Consider the following 23,986-nt stretch of genomic DNA (forward strand, 5'->3'; position numbering starts at 1 on the left):
ATGAAACCAACCTTGCCCGCCAAGCTCCTGCAAGCCCTGTCCCCCTGGCGCAACGCCCCGGCCTGGCATATCGCTTTCTCGGGTGGGCTTGATTCCACTGTCCTTCTGCATCTCCTGGTCATCCTGGCAAAATCCGAAACATTACCGCCCCTCAGCGCTGTCCATGTCCACCATGGTCTGCAGGCTGTTGCCGACGCTTGGCCAAGCCATTGCCAGTCGGTGTGCGACAGCCTGGGCGTACCCTTGCGGGTTATGCACGTGCACGTGCAGCCCGGCGCCAGCCTTGAGCGTGCCGCCCGTGAGGCGCGTTACCAGGCGTTTACCGAAGTGGCCAGGGTGGGGGAAGCAGTGCTCACCGGCCAACATCTTGATGATCAAGCCGAAACGCTGCTATTCCGCCTGCTGCGCGGTGCCGGGGTGCGAGGGCTTGCCGCAATGCCTGCGCATCGCCCGTTGGCAGGTGGTTTCCTGGTGCGGCCGTTGCTGGAGGTCTCGCGCGCCGAGCTGGAAGCCTACGCCGATGAGCATCAACTCAAGTGGATTGAAGATCCTTCCAACACCGATCCACGTTTCTCCCGTAATTACCTGCGTCACCGCGTGATCCCGACGCTGACGGCGCGTTGGCCCCAAGCGGTCTCCAGCCTGGCCCGGACTGCCGACCACCTCGGTGAAGCCCAGGCGCTGCTGGGTGAATTGGCCTGCATGGACCTGCAAGCCGCTGATCAGCCTTCGCGGTTTCCTTGGCTGGCGGTGCCATCATTGGACCTTGGTCCGCTGCGCGAACTTTCCGATGCCCGTCAGCGCAATGTCCTGCGCCATTGGCTGGCGCCGCTGACCCGTTTACCCGACAGCGATCATTGGGCTGGCTGGTATTCCCTGCGCGACGCCAAGGGCGACGCACAGCCCTTATGGCGTCTGGCTGATGGGGATTTGCAGCGTTGCGGCGCACGCATCTGGTGGTTGCCTCGCGGCTGGTCGGAGTTTTCCCACGCATCGGTGAGCTGGCCTGATCCGCAAAACCCACTAGAGTTACCCGGCAATGGCCTGCTGGAAATGAGCGGCAAGGTGCCCGAAGGCCCGCTGGAGGTCCGTTATCGCCAGGGCGGTGAAATGCTTGAACTACCAGGCCGAGGCCGGCGTGACTTGAAGCGCTTGCTTAATGAGCATGGTGTGCCGGGCTTCGTCCGTGGCAGATTGCCGCTGCTGTATCAGGGCGAGCAATTGCTCGGCGTGCCCCTCCTCACTGGACTCTGGGCCGCACCGAGTGAAGCTTGGCAATTACATTGGATGCCAGAGACCTGCGATCAAGGTTTGAGCTGATAGCGCCTTTCCGGTAGACTACGCTCCCTTCTTGATACAACTTCTGTGGATTCGCCTGAATCGCAGCAGTTGCCGATTACCAAGCAGTCTTTGCTGGGCGATTCCAAAAAATGTGTAGCGATCAACGTACCGGCAGTTTCACTGCTGGTCTGTCACAACGCGGCGGTTTTTTTGAAAGGTGCACTGTGATTAATGCAGGTGATCGGGGGCTTCGGCCTCTCTTCGCTTTCCCCGGCGGCTCGGACCGCTTTAACGCAGACTTCTAGGGTTTTTCATGACGCGCTACATATTCGTCACGGGCGGTGTTGTTTCTTCATTGGGGAAAGGCATTGCCTCCGCTTCATTGGCGGCCATCCTGGAGGCGCGGGGGCTTAAAGTCACCATGCTCAAGCTGGACCCGTACATCAACGTCGACCCGGGCACCATGAGCCCGTTCCAGCACGGTGAAGTGTTCGTCACACACGACGGCGCCGAGACCGACCTGGACCTGGGCCACTACGAGCGGTTCATCCGCACGACCATGACCCAGAACAACAACTTCACCACCGGCCGTGTCTACGAGCACGTGCTGCGCAAAGAGCGCCGTGGTGACTACCTGGGTGCAACCATCCAGGTGATCCCGCACATCACCGACGAGATCAAGCGCCGCATCATCAAGGGTGCAGGCGATGCCGACGTGGCGATGGTCGAGATCGGTGGCACCGTGGGTGACATCGAATCCCAGCCGTTCCTCGAAGCCATCCGCCAGCTGCGTTTCGAAGTCGGCGCCAAGCGCGCGATGCTGATGCACCTCACGTTGGTGCCGTACATCGCCACCGCCGGCGAAACCAAAACCAAGCCTACCCAGCACTCGGTCAAGGAACTGCGTTCCATCGGCCTGCAGCCGGACGTGCTGGTATGCCGCTCCGACCATCCGATCGATATTTCCTCGCGTCGCAAGATCGCGCAGTTCACCAACGTTGAAGAACGTGCGGTGATCGCCCTGGAAGACGCCGACACCATCTACAAGATCCCGGGCATCCTGCATTCGCAAGGCCTGGATGATTTTGTGGTCGAGCGTTTCGGCCTGCAGTGCAACGGCGCGGACCTGTCCGAGTGGGAAGCCGTGGTTGACGCCAAGCTCAACCCTGAGCACGAAGTCACCATCGCCATGGTCGGCAAGTACATGGAACTGCTGGATGCGTACAAGTCGCTGATCGAAGCGATGAGCCACGCGGGCATCAGCAACCGTACCAAGGTCAACCTGCGCTACATCGATTCCGAAGACATCGAGAACCAGGGCACCGCGCTGCTCGAAGGTGTCGATGCGATCCTCGTTCCAGGCGGTTTCGGCCTGCGTGGCGTGGAAGGCAAGATCACTGCCGTGCAGTACGCCCGCGAGAACAAGGTGCCGTACCTGGGCATCTGCCTGGGCATGCAAGTGGCCGTTATCGAGTTCGCCCGTAACGTGATGGGCTGGAAAGACGCCAACTCCACCGAGTTCGACAGCAAGAGCGGCCACCCGGTCGTGGGCCTGATCACCGAATGGGAAGACGCCACCGGCGCCGTCGAAATCCGTACCGAAAGCTCCGACCTGGGCGGCACCATGCGCCTTGGCGCGCAAGATTGCCTGCTGGAGCCGGGTTCTCTGGTTCACGACTGCTACGGCAAGGACGTGATCGTCGAGCGTCACCGTCACCGCTACGAAGTGAACAACAACCTGCTGCCGCAGATCAAAGAGGCTGGCCTGAAAATCTCCGGTCGCTCCGGTGATGGCGCGCTGGTTGAAGTGGTCGAGGCCCCGGATCATCCATGGTTCGTCGCTTGCCAGTTCCACCCTGAGTTCACCTCGACTCCGCGCGACGGTCACCCGTTGTTCAGCGGTTTCGTCAAGGCTGCACTGACGCAACACCAGAAGAAGGCGTAAACCTGATGGCCCAGAAGATCATTCGCGTAGGCGACATCGAGATTGCCAACGACAAGCCCATGGTGCTGTTCGGCGGCATGAACGTGCTGGAAAGCCGTGACATGGCGATGCAGGTCTGTGAAGAGTACGTCAAGGTTACCGAGAAACTGGGTATCCCCTACGTGTTCAAGGCCAGCTTCGACAAGGCCAACCGTTCGTCCGTGACCTCCTACCGCGGCCCGGGCCTTGAAGAAGGCATGCGGATCTTCCAGGACATCAAGCAAGCCTTCGGCGTGCCGATCATCACCGACGTCCACGAGCCTGAACAGGCTGCCGTGGTTGCCGAGGTGTGCGACATCATCCAGTTGCCGGCCTTCCTGTCGCGCCAGACCGACCTCGTGGTCGCGATGGCCAGGACCGGCGCTGTGATCAATATCAAGAAAGCCCAGTTCCTCGCGCCCCAGGAGATGAAACACATCCTGAACAAGTGCGTGGAAGCGGGTAACGACCAGTTGATCCTCTGCGAGCGCGGTTCAAGCTTCGGCTACAACAACCTCGTGGTGGACATGCTCGGTTTCGGCATCATGAAGCAGTTCGAATACCCGGTGTTCTTCGACGTGACCCACGCGCTGCAAATGCCCGGTGGTCGCGCCGATTCCGCCGGTGGGCGCCGTGCCCAGGTACTGGACCTGGCCAAGGCCGGCATCAGCCAGTCTCTGGCGGGCCTGTTCCTCGAAGCCCACCCGGACCCGGACAACGCCAAATGCGACGGCCCATGCGCCCTGCGCCTGGACAAGCTGGAGCCATTCCTGGCCCAGCTCAAGCAGTTGGACGAACTGGTCAAGAGTTTTCCGACGGTAGAGACCGCGTAAGCGTTGATTCTCCGGTAGACTTTCCCACGCTTTACGCTCAGGCCTACGGGCCTGAGCCTTGTCGCCTGCAAGCCTGCCCCGTTGTTCCACCCTTGCGGTCGGTCAAAAGATTTCCTTCAGCTGCGTCGTTTTCGTCAACTTTGGAGTGTTTACAACAATGGCAAAAATCGTCGACATCAAAGGTCGTGAAGTTCTCGACTCCCGTGGCAACCCCACCGTCGAAGCCGACGTGCTTCTCGATAACGGCATCATCGGCAGCGCCTGCGCGCCGTCCGGTGCTTCCACAGGTTCGCGCGAAGCGCTGGAACTGCGTGATGGCGACAAGAGCCGTTACCTGGGCAAGGGTGTCCTCAAGGCTGTAGCCAACATCAACGGCCCGATCCGTGACCTGCTGCTGGGCAAGGACCCGCTGGACCAGAAAGCCCTGGACCACGCGATGATCAAGCTCGACGGCACTGAAAACAAAGGCAGCCTCGGCGCCAACGCCATCCTCGCCGTGTCCCTGGCTGCTGCCAAGGCGGCCGCCCAGGACCAGGACCTGCCGCTGTACGCCCACATCGCCAACCTGAACGGTACGCCGGGTGTCTACTCGATGCCGGTTCCGATGATGAACATCATCAACGGTGGCGAGCATGCTGATAACAACGTCGACATCCAGGAATTCATGGTGCAGCCGGTCGGCGCCAAGACCTTCTCCGAAGGCCTGCGCATGGGCACCGAGATTTTCCATCACCTCAAAGCCGTGCTGAAAGCCCGTGGCCTGAGCACTGCCGTGGGTGACGAAGGTGGTTTCGCACCGAACCTGGCGTCCAACGAAGATGCGCTGAAAGTGATCTCCGAAGCTGTGGCCAACGCCGGCTACACACTGGGCACCGACGTGACCCTGGCCCTGGACTGCGCCGCCAGCGAGTTCTACGAAGATGGCAAATACAACCTGTCCGGCGAAGGCCAGGTGTTCAACTCCGAAGGCTTTGCCGATTACCTCAAGGGCCTGACCCAGCGCTATCCGATCATCTCGATCGAAGATGGCCTGGACGAGTCCGACTGGGATGGCTGGAAGATCCTCACCGACAAGATCGGCGAAAAAGTCCAGCTGGTGGGTGACGACCTGTTCGTGACCAACACCAAGATCCTGAAAGAAGGCATCGACAAAAAGATCGCCAACTCGATCCTGATCAAGTTCAACCAGATCGGCACCCTGACCGAAACCCTGGAAGCCATCCAGATGGCCAAGGCTGCGGGCTACACCGCCGTGATCTCGCACCGCTCCGGCGAAACCGAAGATTCGACCATCGCCGACCTGGCCGTGGGCACTTCGGCGGGCCAGATCAAGACCGGCTCCCTGTGCCGTTCCGACCGCGTGTCCAAGTACAACCAATTGCTGCGTATCGAAGAGCAACTGGCCGGCAAAGCCAAGTACAACGGTCGCGGCGAGTTTCGCGGCTGATCGGTAAGTGGTAAAAAGTCGGTGGATTGCGTCGGAAAGATCACGAAGGTGCGAGTTTCGACGCTAATCTGATGGCTATCAAGCACAAGCCTGGTTCTTCCAGGCTTCGTGCTATCAGTTGCTGTAAAAGTTTTGCATGGCGTGTTTTTCCACTGGATACCCGATATTCGATGCGCAGTCCCAATTGGTTGTTCCTCGTCTTGCTCTTGTTGCTGGCTGGCCTGCAGTACCGCCTATGGGTAGGTAATGGCAGCTTTGCGCAGGTAAAAGACCTGACCCAGCAAATTGCCGACCAGCACGCCGAGAACGAACGCCTGCTGGAGCGCAACCGCGTCCTCGATGCCGAAGTGCTTGAGCTGAAAAAGGGTACCGAGACCGTTGAAGAGCGGGCCCGTCATGAGTTGGGCATGGTCAAGGAGGGTGAAACCCTCTACCAGTTGGCCCAATGAGTTACCGTTTGCCGGCCTTCTGGGCCGTGATACCTGCCGCGGGCGTCGGTGCCCGTATGGCCGCGGACCGTCCCAAGCAATACTTGCAATTGGGCGGGCGCACTATTCTCGAACACAGCCTTGGCTGTTTTCTCGACCATCCCAGCCTCAAGGGGTTGGTGGTCAGTCTTGCTGCTGATGATCCGTATTGGCCCGACCTGGCGTGTGCCGCTGACCCGCGTATCCAACGTGCGGACGGTGGTTCGGAGCGCTCGGGTTCGGTGCTCAATGCACTGTTGCAACTCAATGCCCTGGGCGCCGGCGATGACGATTGGGTGTTGGTGCATGATGCGGCGCGGCCTAATTTGAGCCGTGATGATCTCGACAAGTTGCTGGCCGAATTAGCGGACGATCCGGTGGGCGGCCTGCTGGCGGTGCCGGCCCGCGATACCCTCAAGCGCGTCGACAAGCAGGGGCGGGTGGTGGAAACCGTCGACCGCAGCTTGATCTGGCAAGCCTATACGCCGCAGATGTTCCGCCTCGGTGCCTTGCACCGCGCATTGGCTGACAGCCTGGTGGCCGATGCGGTGATCACTGATGAAGCCTCGGCCATGGAATGGTCCGGGCAGGCGCCGCGCTTGATCGAAGGGCGCTCGGACAATATCAAGGTGACCCGGCCGGAAGACCTGGAGTGGCTGCGGTTGCGGTGGGCGAATCGTCGTTAATCAACCGCTGTACTCCGGCCGTTCGGCCAAGCCCTCTTTCAAGAAATCCACCAACTTCCTGACCTTTGGCGACAAATGTCGCTGCTGCGGATACAGCGCCCACACCGCCGTATTCGGCGGCTGATGCGCCTCCAGCAGCGACACCAGCGCGCCGCTGTGCAGATGCTCCAGCACGTAATAGTCCGGCAGTTGGCACAGCCCCACCCCTTGCAGCGCCGCATCCAGCACCGCTTGCCCACTGTTGCAGCGCCAGTTTCCCTGTACCCGTTGGGAAAATTCGCGCCCGTCCTGGGCCAGCTGCCAAATATCCGAGCTGCCGATCAGGCAGTTATGTCGACTCAATTCCGACAAGCTATGGGGCCGTCCATATCGGGCCAGGTAGGACGGCGACGCGCACAGGTACATACGCCGAGGTGCGAGGCGGCTGGCAACCATGCGCGAATCCTGCAAGCGTCCCAGGCGAATCGCCAGGTCAAGGCCTTCGTGCACCAGGTCCAGTTGGCGGTTGCTCAATTCGATATCCACCCGCAATTGCGGGTACAGGCCCATGAACCGCGTCACCAGCGGCACGATGAAACGCTCGCCATAGGCCACCGCGCAGGTCATGCGCAACATGCCTTTCGGTTCGCTGGTGAGGTCGCCCACGGCGCGCAGGGCTTCTTCGCGGCCGTCCTGCAGGCGTTGGCAATGTTGCAAAAATGTCTGACCTGCTTCGGTCAGGGTCACCTTACGCGTACTGCGATACAGCAACCGCGTTTGCAGGCGCTCTTCCAGGCGTGCCACCTGGCGGCTGATGTGGGACGAAGACACACCCAGCCGCTCGGCGGCTGCCGTGAATTGGCTGCATTCGGCGACGGCGACAAATTCATCGATGCCTTCCCAACGGTTTTCCAGCACGTTGATTATCCCTGTACGGCAATAAAGTTTTGCTTTCGCCTGGATTATTAATCAACGAGCCATGTTTTACACTCACCGCCTCAGTTTTTAACCCGATGGAGAAACCCGGATGATCAAGTCCCGCGCTGCCGTTGCCTTTGAAGCCAAGAAACCCCTCGAGATCGTGGAAGTCGACGTGGCCATGCCCAAGGCGGGCGAAGTGCTGTTGCGTGTGGTCGCCTCCGGGGTTTGTCATACCGACGCCTACACCCTGTCCGGCGCTGACCCGGAAGGCATCTTCCCCTCCATCCTTGGCCATGAAGGCGGTGCGGTGGTCGAAGCCATCGGCGAGGGCGTGACTTCGGTGGCGGTGGGCGACCATGTGATCCCGCTGTACACCCCGGAATGCGGCAAGTGCAAGTTCTGCCTCTCGGGTAAGACCAACCTGTGCCAGGCCATTCGTTCCACCCAGGGCAAAGGCCTGATGCCGGATGGCACCACGCGTTTTTCCTACAAGGGTCAGCCGATTTTCCACTACATGGGCACCTCGACGTTCTCCGAGTACACCGTGCTGCCGGAAATTTCCGTCGCCAAGATTCCCAAAGAAGCGCCGCTGGAGAAGGTCTGCCTGCTCGGCTGTGGCGTCACCACCGGCATCGGTGCGGTGCTCAACACCGCCAAGGTCAAGCCGGGCGACACCGTGGCCATCTTCGGTCTCGGCGGTATCGGCCTGTCGGCCGTGATCGGTGCGGTCAAGGCTAAGGCCGGCCGTATCATTGCGATTGACATCAACCCGGCCAAGTTCGAGATCGCCAAGCAACTGGGCGCCACCGACTGCATCAACCCGAAAGACTATGACCGCCCGATCCAGGACGTGATTGTCGATTTGACTGATGGCGGCGTGGACTTTTCCTTCGAGTGCATCGGCAACGTGCAACTGATGCGTGCCGCGCTCGAGTGTTGCCACAAGGGGTGGGGCGAGTCGGTGATCATCGGCGTTGCCGGTGCCGGCCAGGAAATCTCCACCCGCCCATTCCAGCTGGTGACCGGTCGTGTCTGGCGTGGCTCGGCGTTCGGTGGCGTACGCGGCCGTACCGAGTTGCCAAGCTACGTGGAAATGGCCCAGACCGGCGAGATTCCGCTGGACACGTTCATCACCCACACCATGGGCCTGGAAGACATCAACAAAGCGTTTGACCTGATGCATGAAGGCAAGAGCATTCGTACCGTCATTCACTTCTGAGGTTGCCCATGAGCCTGGAAAACCTGTCGTGCCAGAAGAGCTTCGGCGGCTGGCATAAACGCTACAAGCATCACTCCGATGTGCTCGGCTGCGACATGACCTTCGCCGTCTACCTGCCGCCGCAAGCGGAGCAGGGCGGCAAGTTGCCGGTGCTGTACTGGCTGTCTGGCCTGACCTGCACCGATGAGAACTTCATGCAGAAAGCCGGTGCCCAGCGCATGGCGGCGGAACTGGGGTTGATCATCGTGGCGCCGGACACCAGCCCGCGTGGGCCAGGTGTACCGGGCGACCCGGACAATGCCTGGGATTTCGGCCTGGGCGCAGGGTTTTACCTGAATGCCACGCAGGAACCGTGGGCCAAGCACTATCGGATGCATGACTACGTGGTGCAGGAGTTGCCGGCATTGGTCGAGGCGCATTTCCCGGCTTCGGACAAACGCGGTATCAGCGGCCACTCCATGGGCGGCCACGGTGCGTTGGTGTGTGCCTTGCGTAACCCCGGGCGCTACCTGTCGGTGTCGGCGTTTTCGCCGATCAATAATCCGATGGATTGTCCGTGGGGCCAGAAAGCCTTCTCCCGTTACCTGGGTGAAGAGCGCGCCAAATGGCGTGAATGGGATGCCTGTGTGCTGATCGGCGAAGCCTCGGAAAAGCTGCCGTTGCTGGTGGACCAGGGCGACCGCGACGATTTCCTTGCCGTGCAGCTCAAGCCCGAAGCCTTGCAGCAAGCGGCCAAGGCGGCCAGCCATCCACTGGAACTGCGCCTGCAGCCCGGCTACGACCACAGCTACTTCTTTATCGCCAGCTTCATCGAAGACCATTTGCGACATCATGGTCGTGCTTTGCTCGGTTAATGTGAGGCAAAAGTAGGTAGAATCACGCCCTGAATTAAATCGGGGCGTTTTTTTATGCGTATTGGCCACGGCTACGATGTGCACCGTTTCGCTGAAGGCGATTTCATCACCCTGGGCGGCGTGCGCATTGCACACCACCATGGGTTGCTGGCTCATTCCGACGGCGACGTTGTCCTGCATGCCTTGAGCGATGCCTTGCTCGGCGCGGCGGCGCTGGGCGATATCGGCAAGCACTTTCCGGATACCGATCCCACCTTCAAGGGCGCGGACAGCCGTGTCCTGCTGCGCCATGTGGTCGGCCTGATCCATGCCAAGGGCTGGAAGGTCGGCAATGTCGATAACACCATCGTGGCCCAGGCGCCGAAAATGGCCCCGCATATCGAATCCATGCGCGCACTGATTGCCGCAGACCTGCAAATTGAATTGGATCAAGTCAACGTGAAAGCCACCACCACCGAAAAGCTCGGGTTCACCGGTCGTGAAGAGGGCATCGCGGTGCACTCCGTCGCCTTGTTGCTGCGCGCATGAACGACCTGCAACTGCTGGGCCCGCGTGCCTATGGCGAGGCCCTGGGCAGCGCGGTCCTGAAAGCCACGGCTGAAGATTTCCAGGTCGACGAAGTGCTCGATATTCCGCTCAGCGGCGAAGGCGAGCACCTGTGGTTGTGGGTTGAGAAGCGCGGGCTCAATACTGAGGAAGCCGCGCGGCGTATCGCCAAGGCGGCTGGCGTGCCGTTGCGCACTGTCAGCTATGCCGGGCTCAAGGACCGTCAGGCGTTGACCCGCCAGTGGTTCAGCGTTCAATTGCCGGGCAAGGCCGATCCGGACATGAGCGGTGCGGAAAACGACACCCTCAGGATCCTGAAAACCGCCCGCCACAAGCGCAAGCTGCAGCGCGGCGCGCATTCGGCCAACGGCTTTACCTTGCGCCTGACCCAATTGGCCGGTGATACCGCCGCCATCGACGCGCGACTGCAATTGATTGCCCAGTACGGCATCCCCAACTATTTCGGCACCCAGCGCTTTGGCCACAACGGTGGCAATGTCGTCGACGCCCGCGAATGGGCCGCGCGCAAGGCCTTGCCGGAGCAGCGCAATGTGCGTTCGCGGTTGTTGTCCACCGCGCGTAGCTTCCTCTTCAACAAAGTGTTGGCGGCACGTGTCGCCGACGGTTCCTGGCAGCGCGCGCAAGTGGGTGATCTGCTGGCGTTTACCGACAGCCGCAGCTTTTTTCCGGCGGGGGAGGCAGAGTGCAGCGACCCGCGCCTGGCTATCCTGGACCTGCACCCCACCGGCCCGCAGTGGGGCGAGGGTGATTCTCCGGCGACAGGCGCCACGTTTGAGTTGGAGCAGGCGGTTGCCGCCGGTGAAGCCGACCTGCGTGATTGGCTGGTGAGTGCCGGCATGAGCCAGGAACGTCGCATTCTGCGACTGCCCATTGGCGGGTTGACGTGGCATTATCCCGGGCCTGACATTCTGCAATTGGAATTCGTCCTGCCGGCCGGATGCTTCGCCACTGTCTTGGTGCGCGAGCTTGTTGATCTGGTGCCGGTGGGGCAGACGGACAGCCCATGCGTATTCTGATATCAAACGATGATGGTGCCACCGCACCCGGCCTTGCCGCGCTCTATGCTGCGCTGCAGGATTACGCCGAGTGCGTGGTGGTTGCCCCCGACCAGGACAAGAGCGGCGCCAGCAGTTCGCTGACGCTCGACCGTCCGCTGCACCCGCAGGTTCTGGCCAATGGCTTTATCAGTGTGAACGGCACCCCCACCGACTGCGTGCACCTGGCGATCAACAGTTTGTTGGACCAGGAGCCGGACCTGGTGGTGTCAGGCATCAACCTCGGCGCCAACCTGGGCGACGACGTGCTGTATTCCGGCACGGTGGCGGCGGCGCTTGAAGGACGCTTCCTCGGCCGCACCTCGTTTGCGTTTTCGTTGGCATCGCGTCAACTGGACAACCTGCCCACCGCGGCCTATTTCGCGCGCAAGCTGGTGGAGGCCCATGGCGCCCTGGACCTGCCGCCGCGCACGGTGCTCAACGTCAACATTCCCAATTTGCCCCTCGACCACATTCGCGGTATCCAGCTTACGCGTCTGGGCCATCGCGCCCGCGCGGCAGCGCCGTTGAAGGTCGTCGACCCGCGTGGCAAGGAAGGCTACTGGATCGCGGCAGCGGGCGATGCCGAAGACGGTGGCCCAGGCACGGACTTTCACGCGGTGATGCAAGGCTATGTGTCGATTACCCCGTTGCAACTTGATCGCACCTTCAGTGATGCCTTCAGTAGTCTCGATGGCTGGCTGGAGGGGCTGCGCTGATGGCTCGTGAACAAGACGACCTGCTGCGCCGGGGCATCGGGATGACCTCCCAGCGCACCCGTGAGCGTTTGATCCAGCGCCTGTACGAAGAGGGGCTTTCCAACGCCCAGGTGTTGGAAGTGATCCGGCGTACGCCTCGGCACCTCTTTGTCGATGAAGCCTTGGCCCATCGTGCCTACGAAGACACGGCATTGCCCATCGGCCATAACCAGACCATCTCCCAGCCTTATATGGTTGCGCGCATGAGCGAGCTGCTGCTGGCGGCGGGGCCGTTGGACAAGGTGCTGGAGATTGGCACCGGTTCCGGCTACCAGACGGCGGTGTTGTCGCAACTGGTGGAGCGGGTGTTCTCGGTGGAACGCATCAAGGTGCTGCAGGATCGCGCCAAGGAACGCCTGGTGGAGCTGAACCTGCGCAACGTGGTATTCCGCTGGGGCGATGGTTGGGAAGGCTGGCCGGCGCTGGCGCCCTACAACGGGATTATCGTCACTGCCGTGGCCACGGATGTGCCGCAGGCGCTGCTCGATCAACTGGCCCCGGGAGGGCGGCTGGTCATTCCGGTGGGTTCCGGTGAAGTGCAACAATTGATGCTTATTGTCCGTGAAGACGATGGTTTTTCCCGGCATGTACTCGGCGCCGTGCGTTTTGTGCCGTTGCTCAATGGCCCACTGGCCTGATCATTTTTCGCGGGCAGTGAATTCTGTTGGTGAGGATGTGTCTTACGGCGGGGTCTATCAAGTCAACATGATGGGCGGGGCGATTCAACGCGCTGAATGATTCGTTTCAGTCGCGTGACGGTAAAACTTCAATGCCCAGTTATACTTGCGTCATATTTCAAGCCTGATACAGGCATTCATGTTCAGCCACCACAAAGGGAGCGGCGGGTGAGTCTCACAGGTCTTGCGCAGCGTATGAGTAAAACAAGTTTTCAGCGACTGGTGCTTGGCCTTGTCTTTGGTTCCCTTCTGGTAGGGTGTTCCAGCTCGCCAAGCAGCGGTGCACGGGTCGTTGACCGCAATAACGCTGCACCACAAAAGCCGACGGTGACCACCGGGCAATATGTCGTGCGCAAGGGCGACACCTTGTTCTCGATTGCCTTCCGTTATGGCTGGGACTACAAGGCCCTCGCAGCCCGTAACAATATTCCTGTGCCCTACACGATACATCCGGGTCAGACGATTCGCTTTGACGGTCGCACCGGTTCTACCCCTACGGCAGTTGTGACAAACACCGGATCTTCGCCGTCGTCTTCGAGCAAAACCACCATCATTACGCGGCCTGCGGGTACCGCTTCGCCGAGTGCTGCGAACAAGCCGGCACCCGCGCCGTTGCCCCCCGCAGGGCCTGCGCCGACCGGTTGGGGATGGCCCTCAAATGGAGTGTTAATTGGAAAATTCTCTTCAAACGGCAGTTTGAATAAAGGCATTGATATTGCCGGGGATTTGGGACAGCCTGTTTTAGCTGCGTCTGATGGGACGGTGGTGTACGCCGGGAGTGGTTTGCGGGGCTACGGCGAGCTGGTCATCATCAAACACAGCGATACCTACGTCAGTGCTTACGGCCACAACCGTAGGCTGTTGGTTCGGGAGGGGCAGCAGGTCAAAGTCGGACAGACAATTGCCGAAATGGGATCAACTGGTACAGACCGGGTGAAACTGCACTTTGAGATTCGCCGTCAAGGGAAGCCTGTAGATCCACTGCAATTCCTACCCCGTCGTTGATATGTTGCACAGCCTGTTCCTCACGTAGAAGGAACAGGCTCCAGCGTTGCCAAGGATAAAGGCGTCGCTTGAGCTTGAGGTCGAACTCACCAAAGGACTATAACAATGGCTCTCAGTAAAGAAGCGCCGGAGTTTGACATCGACGATGAGGTTCTCCTTATGGAGACCGGCATCGCTACGGAATCGATGTCGAATGAGGGACCTGCTGTACCTTCAGTTCGCACCAAATCCAAGAACTCCACCGTGTTAAAGCAACACAAATACATTGATTACACGCGGGCGCTCGATGCAACCCAGCTGTACCTCAATGAAATCGGCTTTTCCCCTCTGCTGACTCCCGAAGAAGAAGTCCATTTTGCGCGCTTGTCGCAAAAGGGTGATCCGGCTGGGCGCAAGCGCATGATTGAAAGCAACCTGCGCCTGGTGGTGAAAATCGCCCGACGCTACGTCAATCGTGGGCTGTCCTTGTTGGACCTGATCGAGGAGGGCAACCTGGGCTTGATCCGGGCGGTGGAGAAGTTCGATCCTGAGCGGGGCTTCCGCTTCTCGACCTATGCCACCTGGTGGATTCGCCAGACCATCGAACGGGCGATCATGAATCAGACCCGCACGATCCGGTTGCCGATCCATGTGGTCAAGGAACTCAACGTCTACCTGCGGGCGGCACGTGAGCTCACTCAAAAACTCGATCATGAACCCTCGCCCGAAGAAATCGCCAACCTGCTGGAAAAACCGGTAGGAGAGGTCAAGCGCATGCTGGGTCTTAACGAGCGTGTGTCTTCGGTCGACGTCTCGCTGGGTCCGGATTCGGATAAAACCCTGCTGGACACCCTGACGGATGATCGTCCTACGGATCCCTGCGAGTTGCTGCAGGACGATGATCTTTCCCAAAGCATTGACCAGTGGCTGTCGGAGCTCACGGACAAGCAGCGTGAGGTGGTGATACGCCGCTTCGGCCTGCGTGGCCATGAGAGCAGCACGCTGGAGGACGTAGGCCTGGAGATTGGCCTGACCCGTGAGCGGGTGCGGCAGATCCAGGTGGAAGGGCTCAAGCGCTTGCGCGAGATCCTGGAGAAGAATGGCTTGTCGAGTGAGTCGTTGTTTCAATAACGACGCCGCTTGAGTGCTTGAATGTGGGAGGGGGCTTGCCCCGATAGTGGTCTGTCAGTCAATGCAAGTATCGACTGCTAAACCGCCATCGGGGGCAAGCCCCCTCCCACATTTTTTGCGCACGACATTTATTCATGTATGCCAAATCCCAGGCATAAAAAAACCCCGCTTTTAAGGGCGGGGTCTTTTCGACTGAGTCAGTACAAGTTAGATAACTTGAACTTCTTCAGCTTGCATGCCTTTCTGACCGCGGGTAGCGATGAAAGAAACCTGTTGGCCTTCTTTCAGGCTTTTGAAGCCGTCGGATTGGATAGCTTTGAAGTGAACGAACAGGTCGTCACCGGATTGTGGAGTGATGAAGCCGAAGCCTTTTTCATCGTTGAACCACTTAACGGTACCAGTTTGGCGATTAGACATGGTGTATCTCCTTGGACAAAGTTAACTGCGACTCAGGAAAAGCCCTGGCCGAGACTGAGTGCAAAGAGCAGGAAAAATTCTTGGAGATGGTTGGATCGAAATTCAACATATCGTGTAGAGATTCTCAGTGACACAAGCAGCACAGTGGCGCCACCTTAACCCTTTTTCCGGAACGTGCCAATGGTATTTCCGAAGGTTTCTCTATTTTCGTGACTGGCGGTGGTATTTACACACACCGGTTGCGGCAACGCGGGTCCCGGCCCCGCTGGCTGCGCCTTATAGCAGCGGGTGCGTTCATCAAGAAAAGCCCGACGCCCTTTGAACCCCAACGCCGGCCCCGGTAAGATGCCCCACAGAATTTTTCCACCTCGCTATTCAGGACACCCGCCATGAGCATCAAATCGGACAAGTGGATTCGCCGCATGGCGCAAGAGCACGGCATGATCGAACCGTTCGTCGAGCGCCAGATTCGTGGCGAAGGCGATGACCGTGTGATCTCGTACGGCGTTTCCAGCTACGGCTACGATGTGCGCTGCGCCGACGAGTTCAAGGTGTTCACCAACATCAACTCGGCGATCGTCGATCCGAAGAACTTCGACGAAAAGAGCTTCGTCGATGTGAAAAGCGACGTGTGCATTATCCCGCCGAACTCCTTTGCCCTGGCACGCACCGTGGAATTCTTCCGTATTCCCCGCGACGTGCTGACCATCTGCCTGGGTAAAAGCACCTACGCGCGCTGCGGCATTATCGTCAACGTGACCCCACTTGAGCCTGAGTGGGAAGGCCACGTGACCCTGGAGTTCTCCAACACCACCACTCTGCCGGCGAAGATCTACGCCAATGAAGGCGTGGCGCAGATGCTGTTCCTGCAGTCTGACGAGGCCTGTGAAGTGTCCTACAAAGACCGCGCCGGCAAGTACCAGGGCCAGCGTGGCGTCACCCTGCCACGCGCTTGATCGAAAGGTCCTACGCGTAAAGGGAATTAGTCCGCAGAAAGTGACTCTATTGGGTGTACTGCCTCGGTGCGTGCAAAACGCACCGAGCCACGCTTGAGGAGTGCCTTATGAAGATTGACCCGCGAATCAGCGCAGAACTTGCCCGGCTTGAACCCAACCAGATTGGCGTTCTGGCCTGGTCCCTGATGGCTGATCCCGCCTATGCAGGCGGCATCCCCGGCCAACCCGATGAAGATTGGCCACAGCAGCCCACCGAGCCCGGTGAGCCGACCCTTCCGGACGAGCCGCCTCCCGCACCGGTCGCCTGATACCCGCAAGGCCGGTCAGCGAACCTGCCACACCTGGTGATCGCCGATGACAAAGATTCGGCGGTCATTGTCCTGCTCCACCGTATGCCCCCCGGTAAACGCCCCAAACGCCGGCAGCAGGCTGACGCGTGTGCCGAATTGGAAACACGGCAGGCGCAGGCTCTGCCGGCCCTTGCCGCGCAAGCGATAGACCGGGTGCACATGCCCCGCCAGCACATGGTGGCTGGCATGGGCGTGCGGTTCGTGTTGCAGGGCGAAAGGGCCCATCAATAGGGGCTCCGGGACCACTTCGATGTTCAAGTCAGCCGGTGGGTCGCCTGCGCGTTTATCGTGATTACCGCGAATCAAGGTCATCGACAGTTCGCAATGACGTGCTCGCCAGGCTCTCAAGGCGCTGAGGGTGCCGCTGGCGTGGGAGCCGGGCCCGTGGAGGAAATCGCCGAGAAAGATCACCTGGGCGCACGGCACAGCCGCCAACAGCCGATCCAGGCGCTGCAGGTTCTCGGTGGTGGTGCCTTGCGGTACCGGCTGGCCCAGGCTGCGATAGGCCGATGCCTTGCCAAAGTGTGCATCGGCGATCAGCAGGCACTGGCGCGCTGGCCAGTAGAGCGCCTTATCCGCCAACAGCCACAGCTCTTCGCCCTCCAGCGTCACTGAGCACACCATCAGCGTTTGCCGTTATCGGCGACTTTTTCCAAGTCCTTGACCATCCGCGCAATGCGCTCCGAGAGTTTTTCCGAACTCATGCTTTCGCGCATCCGTTCTACCAGCAGTGGGAAGGCCAGGGGCGTAGGACGTTCGATCCTATGCACGTCCAGTGTCAGCGCCGAGAGGCGAAGCAAGGTCTCTTCCAACCGACGAATATCCAATTCGTCGCGCAGGACTTCTTCCCCCGCCTGGGCCAGCAACAGGTTTTGCGGGTCATATTGCTTGAACACTTCAAAGAACAACCCGCTGGATGCCTGCACCTGCCGCGTGCTTTTCGGCGCGCCGGGGTAACCGGCAAACACCAGCCCGGCGATACGCGCAATCTCGCGAAAGCGGCGCAGGGCGAGTTCCCCGGCGTTCAGGCTGGCTGCTACGTCTGCCAGCAACTGCTTCGGGCTCAGCAGCGCCCCATTCAGCAAGCGTGGCCAATCCACCTCGGTGGCGCTGAGCAACTCCAAACCATAATCGTTGACGGCAATCGAGAAGGTCACAGGCTGCTGCTGGCTGATCCGCCAGGCCAGCAGACTCGCCAGCCCCAGGTGCACCTGGCGGCCGGCAAACGGGTAGAGGAACAGGTGCCAGCCCTCCCGCGATTTCAATGCTTCGGCCAGCAAGTGTTCGCGTGTCGGCAAGCCGGACCAGCGCAACTGTGTCTGCAGCAGGGTTTGCACAGCCCGCATTTCCGGCCCCTCGTAGACCCCGTGCGCGGCCGCATCGAAGCGCTCCACCACGGCTTGGGCCAGCTCGTTGGAAAGGGGCATGCGCCCGCCATTCCAGCGGGGTACGGCAGCTTTTTTGGCGCTGCTGCGGCGCACATAGGCGGTCATGTTTTCCACCCGCACCAGTTCCAGCAGGCGACCGGCAAACAGGAAACCATCACCCGGCTTGAGGCGTGCGATAAAACCTTCCTCGACACTGCCCAGGTTCTTGCCACCGCCGCCTTTGCTCCAGAATTTCAGCTGGATGCTGGCGTCACTGACAATGGTGCCCACGCTCATGCGATGGCGGCGCGCAAGCCGGGCATCCGGGACGCGCCAGATGCCGTGCTCGTCCGGCTCAACGCGGCGGTAATCCGGGTAAGCGGTCAGCGATAAGCCGCCATGCCGTACAAAACCCAGGGCCCAGGCCCAATCGGCCTCGCTGAGGTCACGATAGGCCCAAGCGCCACGGACCTCCGCCAGCAGCGCCTGCGGCGTAAAGCCACCGCCGAGGGCCATGCTCACCAAATGTTGTACGAGCACATCCAACGGCTTGTGGGGCGATTCGCGGGCTTCGATGCGCCGCGCTGCAATGGCGTCCTGGGCCGCAGCGGCTTCCACCAGTTCCAGGCTGTGGGTCGGCACCAGGGTCACCCGCGACGGCCGTCCGGGTGCATGGCCGGAGCGCCCGGCGCGTTGCATCAGGCGCGCCACGCCTTTGGCCGAGCCGATTTGCAGCACGCGCTCCACCGGCAAAAAATCCACCCCCAGGTCCAGGCTGGATGTGCACACCACCGCCTTGAGCTGACCGTCTTTCAACGCCCGCTCCACCCAGTCGCGGGTCTCGCGGGCCAGCGAACCATGGTGCAGGGCAATCACCCCGGCCCAATCCGGGCGTGCATCGAGCAGCGCCTGATACCAGATTTCCGACTGCGCCCGCGTGTTGGTAAACACCAGGCAACTGCTGCTGGCGTCGACCTCGGCCACCACCTGCGGCAGCATCTTCAAGCCGATATGCCCAGCCCACGGAAACCGCTCGGCGATGGGCGGCAGCAAGGTGTCGACGTGCAACTGCTTGGCCGTTTGTCCCTGCACATTAATCCCGTCCCCTTGTGGGACCAGCACTTCCAGGGCGTGGGACTGGTTACCGAGGGTGGCCGAAATGCCCCACACCATCAGTTCGGGATGCCAACGCCGCAGCCGCGCCAACGCCAGCTGCAACTGCACGCCGCGTTTGTTGCCGATCAGCTCATGCCATTCATCCACCACCACCATGCGCAGGTGCGCCAGGCTCGTTTCGCTGTCGGCGCGGGCGAGCATCAGGGTCAGGCTTTCCGGGGTGGTGACCAGGGCGGTGGGCTGGCGTCGGGTTTGCCGGGCACGCTCGCTGCTGCTGGTATCGCCGGTGCGCAGGCCGACGCTCCAGGGAATCTGCAAGGCCTCGAGCGGCGCTTCGAGGGCGCGTGCGGTGTCGGCGGCCAACGCACGCATGGGCGTGATCCACAGCACGGTCAGTGGCTCAGCCAGCGGTTTGCGTTTACCGGTGGGAGGCGGCCGGGTGATCGCGAAACGGTTGAGGGCGGCAAACCACAGGGCGTAGGTTTTGCCGGCGCCGGTGCTGGCGTGCAGCAAGCCCGAGCGGCCGTCCTTGACCGCCGTCCATACGTCTTTCTGGAAAGCGAACGGCTTCCAGCCTTTGGCGGCAAACCACGTTTTGGCGAAGTCGAGGGGTTTTGCCATGGGGCCGCGAACGCTCTGGAGGGTCTATTCCACAGACCCTCCAGGCGTCGCAAAGGTTTACTTCAAATTGCCGCTCAGGAACTGTTGCAGGCGCTCGCTCTTCGGATTGCCCAGCACATCCTCCGGCGCGCCTTGCTCTTCCACCAGGCCCTTGTGCAGGAACAGCACCTGGCTGGATACCTTGCGCGCAAAGCTCATTTCGTGGGTCACCATGATCATGGTGCGGCCTTCCTCGGCCAGGCCCTGGATCACCTTCAACACTTCACCCACCAGCTCCGGGTCGAGGGCCGAGGTGGGTTCGTCGAACAGCATCACTTCCGGCTCCATGGCCAGGGCGCGGGCGATGGCCACCCGTTGTTGCTGGCCACCGGACAGGAACGCCGGGTATTGGTCCGCCACCCGTGCCGGTAAACCCACCTTGTCCAGGTAGCGACGGGCACGGTCTTCAGCGTCCTTTTTGCTGCAACCCAGCACCCGGCGCGGGGCCATGGTGATGTTTTCCAGCACGCTCATATGGCTCCACAGGTTGAAATGCTGGAACACCATCGCCAGTCGCGTGCGCAGGCGCTGCAGTTCGGCATCGTCGGCCACGCGCATGCCGTGGCGGTCGCTGACCATGCGGATCGGCTGGCCGTCGAGGGTCATGGCGCCGTCGTTGGGGGTTTCCAGGAAGTTGATGCAACGCAAAAAGGTGCTTTTGCCCGAGCCGCTGGCGCCGATCAGGCTGATCACATCACCGGTCCTGGCCTTGAGCGAGACACCTTTGAGCACCTCATTGTCGCCATAGCTTTTATGCAGGCCTTCAACGGTCAATTTGTACATGGGGCGTGCATCCTCAAGGCGAAAGTAGATAGCCGCTGCGGTAGGCCTCGGTGCCGGCGACATGGCCGATGACCATCCCGGCAGTGGCCATGCGGCGCAGCGAACGGGCGTAAAGCAGGCCGGCCTTCTGGCAGTGCACGGGCGTTACGCGATCGGTAATGGGGTCGATGATTTCGGCGATCAGTTGCCCGGCTTCCAGGTATTCGCCGGGAAGGGCGCTGAACACCAGCAGGCCGCCCACCGGCGTTGCCACGGGTTCGACGCCCGCCAGCGGCGTGGCGGGGTAGGGCAGCTCGGGCAGCGGTGCGGCGTCGCCGGCAATCGCGCCGAAGTGAATCAGGTAGTCGATGATTGCCTGGCAGTCGAGGGCGGCCAACCCATGGTTGACGTCGCCCTGGCCACGCAGTTCGACGGTCACCGAAAAGCTGCCCATGGGGATCGGGAAGCGCGCGCCAAAGCGTTGCTGCAACTGCCACCACACCAGGGTGAAACACTCATCGAAGGATTGTCCGCCGGAGTCCGTGGCCAGCAAGTTGGCCTCGGAGCCGATATAGCGCGCCAGCGGTTCCACCTGCGGCCAGGCCTCGGGCGTGGTGTAGAGGTGCGCCACGGCTTCGAAGTCGCAATGCAGGTCCAGCACCATGTCGGCATCGCAGGCCAGGCGTTGCAGCACCAGCCGCTGGGCGTGCAATTGGGTCGCGGCGGTTTGCCCGGCGAGGGCGGTGCTCAACGCGGCACGGATCAGCTCGACGTTGTGCCGGGGATCATCCCCGAGCAACGCTTCGACCTGGTCGCCCACTTCTTCGCTGAGGTCGACAAATAGGCGATTGAAGTTCTGTCCGCTTTCCAACTCGTAGCGGCCCAGCGGGGTGTCCATCAACACCTGCTCCAGGCCTGCCGGATTGGCGATGGGCACCAGCACGATCTCGCTCAGTAACCGCCCGGCTGCCGCCAACTCGGCCAGGCGCACTTTCAGGTGCCAGGCCACCAGCATGCCCGGCAGTTCATCGGCATGCAGCGATGACTGGATATAGACCTTGCCTTCGGCATGTTCGGGGCCGAAGTGGAAACTGTGAATCTGCCGCGCCGTGCCTGGCACCGGCGCGACCAGATCGTGTACCTGATGACGCATGAAGGCTCCTTAATGGCTGGGCCCGAGAAACGCCAGCCAGCGGCGCTCCGCCAGACGAAACAGACCGACCAGGGCGAAGGTCACGGTCAGGTAGATCAGCGCGGCGACGCCGAATGATTGGAACGTCATGAACGTGGCCGAGTTGGCGTCCCGCGCCACCTTGAGGATGTCCGGGATCGTCGCGGTAAACGCTACCGTGGTCGAGTGCAGCATCAAGATCACTTCGTTGCTGTAGTAGGGCAACGAACGGCGCAACGCCGAGGGCATGATGACGTAGGCGTACAACTTCCAGCCGCTTAAACCGTAGGCCTTGGCCGCCTCGACTTCGCCGTGGGCCATGCTGCGGATGGCCCCGGCGAAAATCTCCGTGGTGTAGGCGCAGGTGTTGAGGGCGAAGGCCAGGATCGTGCAGTTCATCGCATCGCGAAAGAACGCATCCAGCAGCGGTTGTTCGCGTACGGCGGCGATGCTGTAGATGCCGGTGTAGCAGATCAGCAACTGGATATAGAGCGGCGTGCCACGGAACAGGTAGGTGTAGAACTGCACCGGCCAGCGTACCAGCGGGTTGCGCGATACACGGGCGATGGACAGCGGGATCGACACCACAAAGCCGATGACCAGGGCGGCGCTGAGCAACCACAGGGTCATGGCCAGGCCGGTGATGTGCTGGCCGTCGCTATAGAGGAAGGGACGCCAGTATTCCTGCAAGAGTTCGATCATCGCACCGCCTCCCGTGAGCCTGCGGAGTAGCGACGTTCAAGACGACGCAGGACGAAGTTGGACGCGCTGGTGATCAACAGGTAGATCAGCGCGGCGAGCACCAGGAAGTAGAACAGTTGGTAGGTGCTTTTGCCCGCATCCTGGGCGGCCTTGACCAGGTCCGCCAGACCGATGATCGACACCAGGGCCGTGGCCTTGAGCATTACCATCCAGTTGTTGCCGATACCCGGCAGGGCAAAGCGCATCATCTGCGGGAAGGTCACGTAGCGAAAGCGTTGCCCGCGCTTGAGGCCATAGGCCGTGGCGGCTTCGAGCTGGCCACGGGGCACGGCGAGGATCGCGCCGCGAAACGTCTCGGTGAAATAAGCACCGTAGATAAAGCCCAGGGTAATCACCCCGGCGCTGAATGGGTCGATCTCGATGTATTCCCATTCCATGAAGTCAGTCAGGCCGGTGAGCCAGGTTTGCAGGCTGTAGAAAATCAGCAGCATCAGCACCAGGTCGGGGACACCGCGAATCAGGGTGGTGTAGAGCTGGGCGGGGATGCGCAGGAAGGGCAGGCTGGAAAGTTTGGCGCTGGCGCCGAGCAGGCCCAGCAATACGCTGACGACCAGGGACAGCACCGATAACTTGATGGTCATCCAGGTGCCTTGCAGCAACAACGGGCCGAAACCCTTCAGGCTGAGTGCGCTCAGCCCGAGGGTTTGCAACAGTTCTTCGAACATAAATCAGGACCTATGGCGATAAAAAAGCGCCCCTCCACAGGAGGGGCGCCCCAGGCATTATTTGCCGCTGTATAGGTTCAGATCGCCAAAGTGTTTCTTCTGGATGGTGGCGTAGGTGCCATCATCGTGTAACGCTTTGATACCTTTATCCAAAAGGGCCTTCAGTTCAGTGTTACCTTTTTTGATACCGATGGCGGTTTTCGATGGCAGCAATGGGTCATCGATGGCGGCGCTGACTTCATAGCCGGCACCGGCCGGAGACTTCAGGAAGCCCAGTTCGGCCTGCAGCATGTCCTGCACGGAAGCGTCGAGACGACCGGAGGTCAGGTCGGCGTAAACCTGGTCCTGGTTGGCGTAGGCCTTGGTGGTCACGCCGGCTTTATCCAGTACCGCCTTGGCGTAGGCTTCCTGGATGGTGCCTTGCTCGTAGCCTACGGATTTGCCCTTGAGGGACTCTGGTGTCGAGTACCCCGCGCCTTTCTTGAACACCAGCGAGGTCGGGCCGGAGAACAGTTCGCTGGAGAAATCGATGGCCTTCTCGCGCACCGGGGTCACGGTCATGGACGAGATCACACCGTCGAACTTGTTGGCTTTGAGGCCTGGAATCATGCCGTCAAAGTCACTTTCGACCCACTTGCACTTCACTTTCAGTTCGGCGCAGATCGCATTGCCCAGGTCGATATCGAAGCCCACGAGGCTGCCATCGGCCGCCTTGGATTCGAACGGTGCGTAGGACGGATCGACACCAAAACGCAGTTCCTTGTATTCCTTGGCCAGCGCGGTACCGGCGGCCATGCACAGAGCCAGTGCAGAAAGGGTCAGCAATGCTTTTTTCATTATTTAATCCCTGGAAACCAAGATAAGCGCTTGTGGCGCGTTTTAGGACTGTTACTGAACGGTATCAGACGGATCACGAGTAGCAATTTCTGCACCATAGTTCCGAATGAGCGTTTTAAAAG

At 60.7% G+C, this 23,986-nt stretch carries 25 protein-coding genes; 16 read left to right on the forward strand and 9 right to left on the reverse strand.

Features of this window, described 5'->3' with window-relative positions:
• The 6 genes from tilS to ispD all read left to right on the forward strand — a co-directional run bounded on the left by tilS (position 1) and on the right by ispD (position 6,677).
• Positions 1–1,320, forward strand: coding sequence for a tRNA lysidine(34) synthetase TilS (gene tilS, locus BB029_RS07875; protein WP_065938780.1), 1,320 nt, complete (start codon positions 1–3; stop codon positions 1,318–1,320).
• A gap of 274 nt (positions 1,321–1,594) precedes the next feature.
• Positions 1,595–3,226, forward strand: a complete 1,632-nt coding sequence (locus tag BB029_RS07880; RefSeq protein ID WP_065938781.1) for a CTP synthase — start codon at positions 1,595–1,597, stop codon at positions 3,224–3,226.
• A 5-nt stretch (positions 3,227–3,231) separates the two neighbouring features.
• Positions 3,232–4,077, forward strand: coding sequence for a 3-deoxy-8-phosphooctulonate synthase (gene kdsA, locus BB029_RS07885; protein ID WP_027604465.1), 846 nt, complete (start codon positions 3,232–3,234; stop codon positions 4,075–4,077).
• A gap of 157 nt (positions 4,078–4,234) precedes the next feature.
• Positions 4,235–5,524 (forward strand): phosphopyruvate hydratase, encoded by a 1,290-nt coding sequence (gene eno, locus BB029_RS07890; protein WP_027604464.1) that lies wholly within the window; start codon positions 4,235–4,237, stop codon positions 5,522–5,524.
• A gap of 170 nt (positions 5,525–5,694) precedes the next feature.
• Positions 5,695–5,973 carry a cell division protein FtsB gene (gene ftsB / locus BB029_RS07895; protein ID WP_003172294.1) on the forward strand — a complete coding sequence of 93 codons (279 nt, stop codon included), beginning with the start codon at positions 5,695–5,697 and terminating at the stop codon, positions 5,971–5,973.
• Positions 5,970–6,677, forward strand: a complete 708-nt coding sequence (gene ispD / locus BB029_RS07900; protein ID WP_065938782.1) for a 2-C-methyl-D-erythritol 4-phosphate cytidylyltransferase — start codon at positions 5,970–5,972, stop codon at positions 6,675–6,677. Before ftsB ends, ispD begins: the two co-directional genes overlap by 4 nt.
• Here ispD and BB029_RS07905 read toward each other — a convergent pair whose 3' ends face one another.
• Complete coding sequence (locus tag BB029_RS07905) at positions 6,678–7,574, reverse strand: LysR substrate-binding domain-containing protein (protein WP_027604462.1); 897 nt, start codon at positions 7,572–7,574, stop codon at positions 6,678–6,680. It lies immediately after the preceding gene.
• 109 nt (positions 7,575–7,683) lie between these two features.
• Between BB029_RS07905 and BB029_RS07910 the strand changes: the two genes are divergently transcribed.
• From BB029_RS07910 to rpoS, 8 genes are all read left to right on the forward strand, one after another.
• Positions 7,684–8,796 carry an S-(hydroxymethyl)glutathione dehydrogenase/class III alcohol dehydrogenase gene (locus BB029_RS07910; protein WP_065926449.1) on the forward strand — a complete coding sequence of 371 codons (1,113 nt, stop codon included), beginning with the start codon at positions 7,684–7,686 and terminating at the stop codon, positions 8,794–8,796.
• Between the two features lie 2 nt (positions 8,797–8,798).
• Positions 8,799–9,650: an S-formylglutathione hydrolase gene (fghA, locus tag BB029_RS07915; RefSeq protein WP_174556992.1), complete on the forward strand. Its 852-nt coding sequence runs from the start codon at positions 8,799–8,801 to the stop codon at positions 9,648–9,650.
• 54 nt (positions 9,651–9,704) lie between these two features.
• Positions 9,705–10,178 carry a 2-C-methyl-D-erythritol 2,4-cyclodiphosphate synthase gene (gene ispF / locus BB029_RS07920; protein WP_012722614.1) on the forward strand — a complete coding sequence of 158 codons (474 nt, stop codon included), beginning with the start codon at positions 9,705–9,707 and terminating at the stop codon, positions 10,176–10,178.
• Positions 10,175–11,233 (forward strand): tRNA pseudouridine(13) synthase TruD, encoded by a 1,059-nt coding sequence (gene truD, locus BB029_RS07925; protein ID WP_027604460.1) that lies wholly within the window; start codon positions 10,175–10,177, stop codon positions 11,231–11,233. Before ispF ends, truD begins: the two co-directional genes overlap by 4 nt.
• Entirely contained in the window at positions 11,221–11,970 is a 750-nt protein-coding gene (gene surE / locus BB029_RS07930; protein ID WP_027604459.1) for a 5'/3'-nucleotidase SurE, read from the forward strand. The genes truD and surE overlap by 13 nt, the downstream gene beginning before the upstream one ends.
• Before the next feature lie 41 nt (positions 11,971–12,011).
• Positions 12,012–12,647, forward strand: a complete 636-nt coding sequence (locus BB029_RS07935) for a protein-L-isoaspartate(D-aspartate) O-methyltransferase (RefSeq protein WP_169899534.1) — start codon at positions 12,012–12,014, stop codon at positions 12,645–12,647.
• 207 nt (positions 12,648–12,854) lie between these two features.
• Positions 12,855–13,691 (forward strand): peptidoglycan DD-metalloendopeptidase family protein, encoded by an 837-nt coding sequence (locus BB029_RS07940; protein ID WP_065938784.1) that lies wholly within the window; start codon positions 12,855–12,857, stop codon positions 13,689–13,691.
• Between the two features lie 105 nt (positions 13,692–13,796).
• Positions 13,797–14,801, forward strand: coding sequence for an RNA polymerase sigma factor RpoS (gene rpoS, locus BB029_RS07945; RefSeq protein ID WP_065938785.1), 1,005 nt, complete (start codon positions 13,797–13,799; stop codon positions 14,799–14,801).
• Between the two features lie 207 nt (positions 14,802–15,008).
• Here rpoS and BB029_RS07950 read toward each other — a convergent pair whose 3' ends face one another.
• The gene (locus BB029_RS07950) at positions 15,009–15,218 is read right to left on the reverse strand and encodes a cold-shock protein (RefSeq protein WP_002554837.1); all 210 of its coding nucleotides are present in this window, start codon (positions 15,216–15,218) and stop codon (positions 15,009–15,011) included.
• Positions 15,219–15,607: 389 nt separating this feature from the next.
• On the opposite strand from BB029_RS07950, the gene dcd reads away from it, so the two are divergent.
• Positions 15,608–16,174 carry a dCTP deaminase gene (gene dcd, locus BB029_RS07955; protein WP_003172320.1) on the forward strand — a complete coding sequence of 189 codons (567 nt, stop codon included), beginning with the start codon at positions 15,608–15,610 and terminating at the stop codon, positions 16,172–16,174.
• A 107-nt stretch (positions 16,175–16,281) separates the two neighbouring features.
• Complete coding sequence (locus tag BB029_RS07960; RefSeq protein WP_027604457.1) at positions 16,282–16,482, forward strand: hypothetical protein; 201 nt, start codon at positions 16,282–16,284, stop codon at positions 16,480–16,482.
• A 15-nt stretch (positions 16,483–16,497) separates the two neighbouring features.
• Here BB029_RS07960 and pdeM read toward each other — a convergent pair whose 3' ends face one another.
• From pdeM to BB029_RS07995, 7 genes are read right to left on the reverse strand one after another with little or no spacing between them, the layout of a single operon-like run.
• A complete protein-coding gene (gene pdeM / locus BB029_RS07965; protein WP_065938786.1) occupies positions 16,498–17,148 on the reverse strand; it encodes a ligase-associated DNA damage response endonuclease PdeM in 651 nt (216 codons plus the stop codon).
• Positions 17,148–19,628 carry a ligase-associated DNA damage response DEXH box helicase gene (locus tag BB029_RS07970; RefSeq protein WP_065938787.1) on the reverse strand — a complete coding sequence of 827 codons (2,481 nt, stop codon included), beginning with the start codon at positions 19,626–19,628 and terminating at the stop codon, positions 17,148–17,150. The genes pdeM and BB029_RS07970 overlap by 1 nt, the downstream gene beginning before the upstream one ends.
• 57 nt (positions 19,629–19,685) lie before the next feature.
• The gene (locus tag BB029_RS07975) at positions 19,686–20,450 is read right to left on the reverse strand and encodes an ABC transporter ATP-binding protein (RefSeq protein WP_016973168.1); all 765 of its coding nucleotides are present in this window, start codon (positions 20,448–20,450) and stop codon (positions 19,686–19,688) included.
• A gap of 13 nt (positions 20,451–20,463) precedes the next feature.
• A complete protein-coding gene (locus BB029_RS07980) occupies positions 20,464–21,582 on the reverse strand; it encodes a succinylglutamate desuccinylase/aspartoacylase family protein (RefSeq protein ID WP_065938788.1) in 1,119 nt (372 codons plus the stop codon).
• A gap of 9 nt (positions 21,583–21,591) precedes the next feature.
• A complete protein-coding gene (locus BB029_RS07985; protein WP_065938789.1) occupies positions 21,592–22,302 on the reverse strand; it encodes an ABC transporter permease in 711 nt (236 codons plus the stop codon).
• On the reverse strand, positions 22,299–23,027 hold the full coding sequence (locus BB029_RS07990) for an ABC transporter permease (protein WP_065926441.1): 729 nt from the start codon (positions 23,025–23,027) through the stop codon (positions 22,299–22,301). Before BB029_RS07990 ends, BB029_RS07985 begins: the two co-directional genes overlap by 4 nt.
• A 57-nt stretch (positions 23,028–23,084) precedes the next feature.
• A complete protein-coding gene (locus BB029_RS07995; protein ID WP_027604451.1) occupies positions 23,085–23,864 on the reverse strand; it encodes a transporter substrate-binding domain-containing protein in 780 nt (259 codons plus the stop codon).
• Positions 23,865–23,986 lie beyond the last annotated feature (122 nt).

It is taken from the genome of Pseudomonas sp. S3E12 (assembly GCF_001702295.1).
GTDB classification, from domain to species: Bacteria; Pseudomonadota; Gammaproteobacteria; order Pseudomonadales; family Pseudomonadaceae; genus Aquipseudomonas; species Aquipseudomonas marginalis.

Bases quoted from the DNA above. Each gene is read 5' to 3' on its own strand.
- tilS (WP_065938780.1), top strand. From the start codon at position 1: ATGAAACCAACCTTGCCCGCCAAGCTCCTGCAAGCCCTGTCCCCCTGG.
- BB029_RS07880 (WP_065938781.1), top strand. From the start codon at position 1,595: ATGACGCGCTACATATTCGTCACGGGCGGTGTTGTTTCTTCATTGGGG.
- kdsA (WP_027604465.1), top strand. From the start codon at position 3,232: ATGGCCCAGAAGATCATTCGCGTAGGCGACATCGAGATTGCCAACGAC.
- eno (WP_027604464.1), top strand. From the start codon at position 4,235: ATGGCAAAAATCGTCGACATCAAAGGTCGTGAAGTTCTCGACTCCCGT.
- ftsB (WP_003172294.1), top strand. From the start codon at position 5,695: ATGCGCAGTCCCAATTGGTTGTTCCTCGTCTTGCTCTTGTTGCTGGCT.
- ispD (WP_065938782.1), top strand. From the start codon at position 5,970: ATGAGTTACCGTTTGCCGGCCTTCTGGGCCGTGATACCTGCCGCGGGC.
- BB029_RS07910 (WP_065926449.1), top strand. From the start codon at position 7,684: ATGATCAAGTCCCGCGCTGCCGTTGCCTTTGAAGCCAAGAAACCCCTC.
- ispF (WP_012722614.1), top strand. From the start codon at position 9,705: ATGCGTATTGGCCACGGCTACGATGTGCACCGTTTCGCTGAAGGCGAT.
- truD (WP_027604460.1), top strand. From the start codon at position 10,175: ATGAACGACCTGCAACTGCTGGGCCCGCGTGCCTATGGCGAGGCCCTG.
- surE (WP_027604459.1), top strand. From the start codon at position 11,221: ATGCGTATTCTGATATCAAACGATGATGGTGCCACCGCACCCGGCCTT.
- BB029_RS07935 (WP_169899534.1), top strand. From the start codon at position 12,012: ATGACCTCCCAGCGCACCCGTGAGCGTTTGATCCAGCGCCTGTACGAA.
- rpoS (WP_065938785.1), top strand. From the start codon at position 13,797: ATGGCTCTCAGTAAAGAAGCGCCGGAGTTTGACATCGACGATGAGGTT.
- BB029_RS07950 (WP_002554837.1), bottom strand. From the start codon at position 15,218: ATGTCTAATCGCCAAACTGGTACCGTTAAGTGGTTCAACGATGAAAAA.
- dcd (WP_003172320.1), top strand. From the start codon at position 15,608: ATGAGCATCAAATCGGACAAGTGGATTCGCCGCATGGCGCAAGAGCAC.
- BB029_RS07960 (WP_027604457.1), top strand. From the start codon at position 16,282: ATGAAGATTGACCCGCGAATCAGCGCAGAACTTGCCCGGCTTGAACCC.
- pdeM (WP_065938786.1), bottom strand. From the start codon at position 17,148: ATGGTGTGCTCAGTGACGCTGGAGGGCGAAGAGCTGTGGCTGTTGGCG.
- BB029_RS07970 (WP_065938787.1), bottom strand. From the start codon at position 19,628: ATGGCAAAACCCCTCGACTTCGCCAAAACGTGGTTTGCCGCCAAAGGC.
- BB029_RS07975 (WP_016973168.1), bottom strand. From the start codon at position 20,450: ATGTACAAATTGACCGTTGAAGGCCTGCATAAAAGCTATGGCGACAAT.
- BB029_RS07980 (WP_065938788.1), bottom strand. From the start codon at position 21,582: ATGCGTCATCAGGTACACGATCTGGTCGCGCCGGTGCCAGGCACGGCG.
- BB029_RS07985 (WP_065938789.1), bottom strand. From the start codon at position 22,302: ATGATCGAACTCTTGCAGGAATACTGGCGTCCCTTCCTCTATAGCGAC.
- BB029_RS07990 (WP_065926441.1), bottom strand. From the start codon at position 23,027: ATGTTCGAAGAACTGTTGCAAACCCTCGGGCTGAGCGCACTCAGCCTG.
- BB029_RS07995 (WP_027604451.1), bottom strand. From the start codon at position 23,864: ATGAAAAAAGCATTGCTGACCCTTTCTGCACTGGCTCTGTGCATGGCC.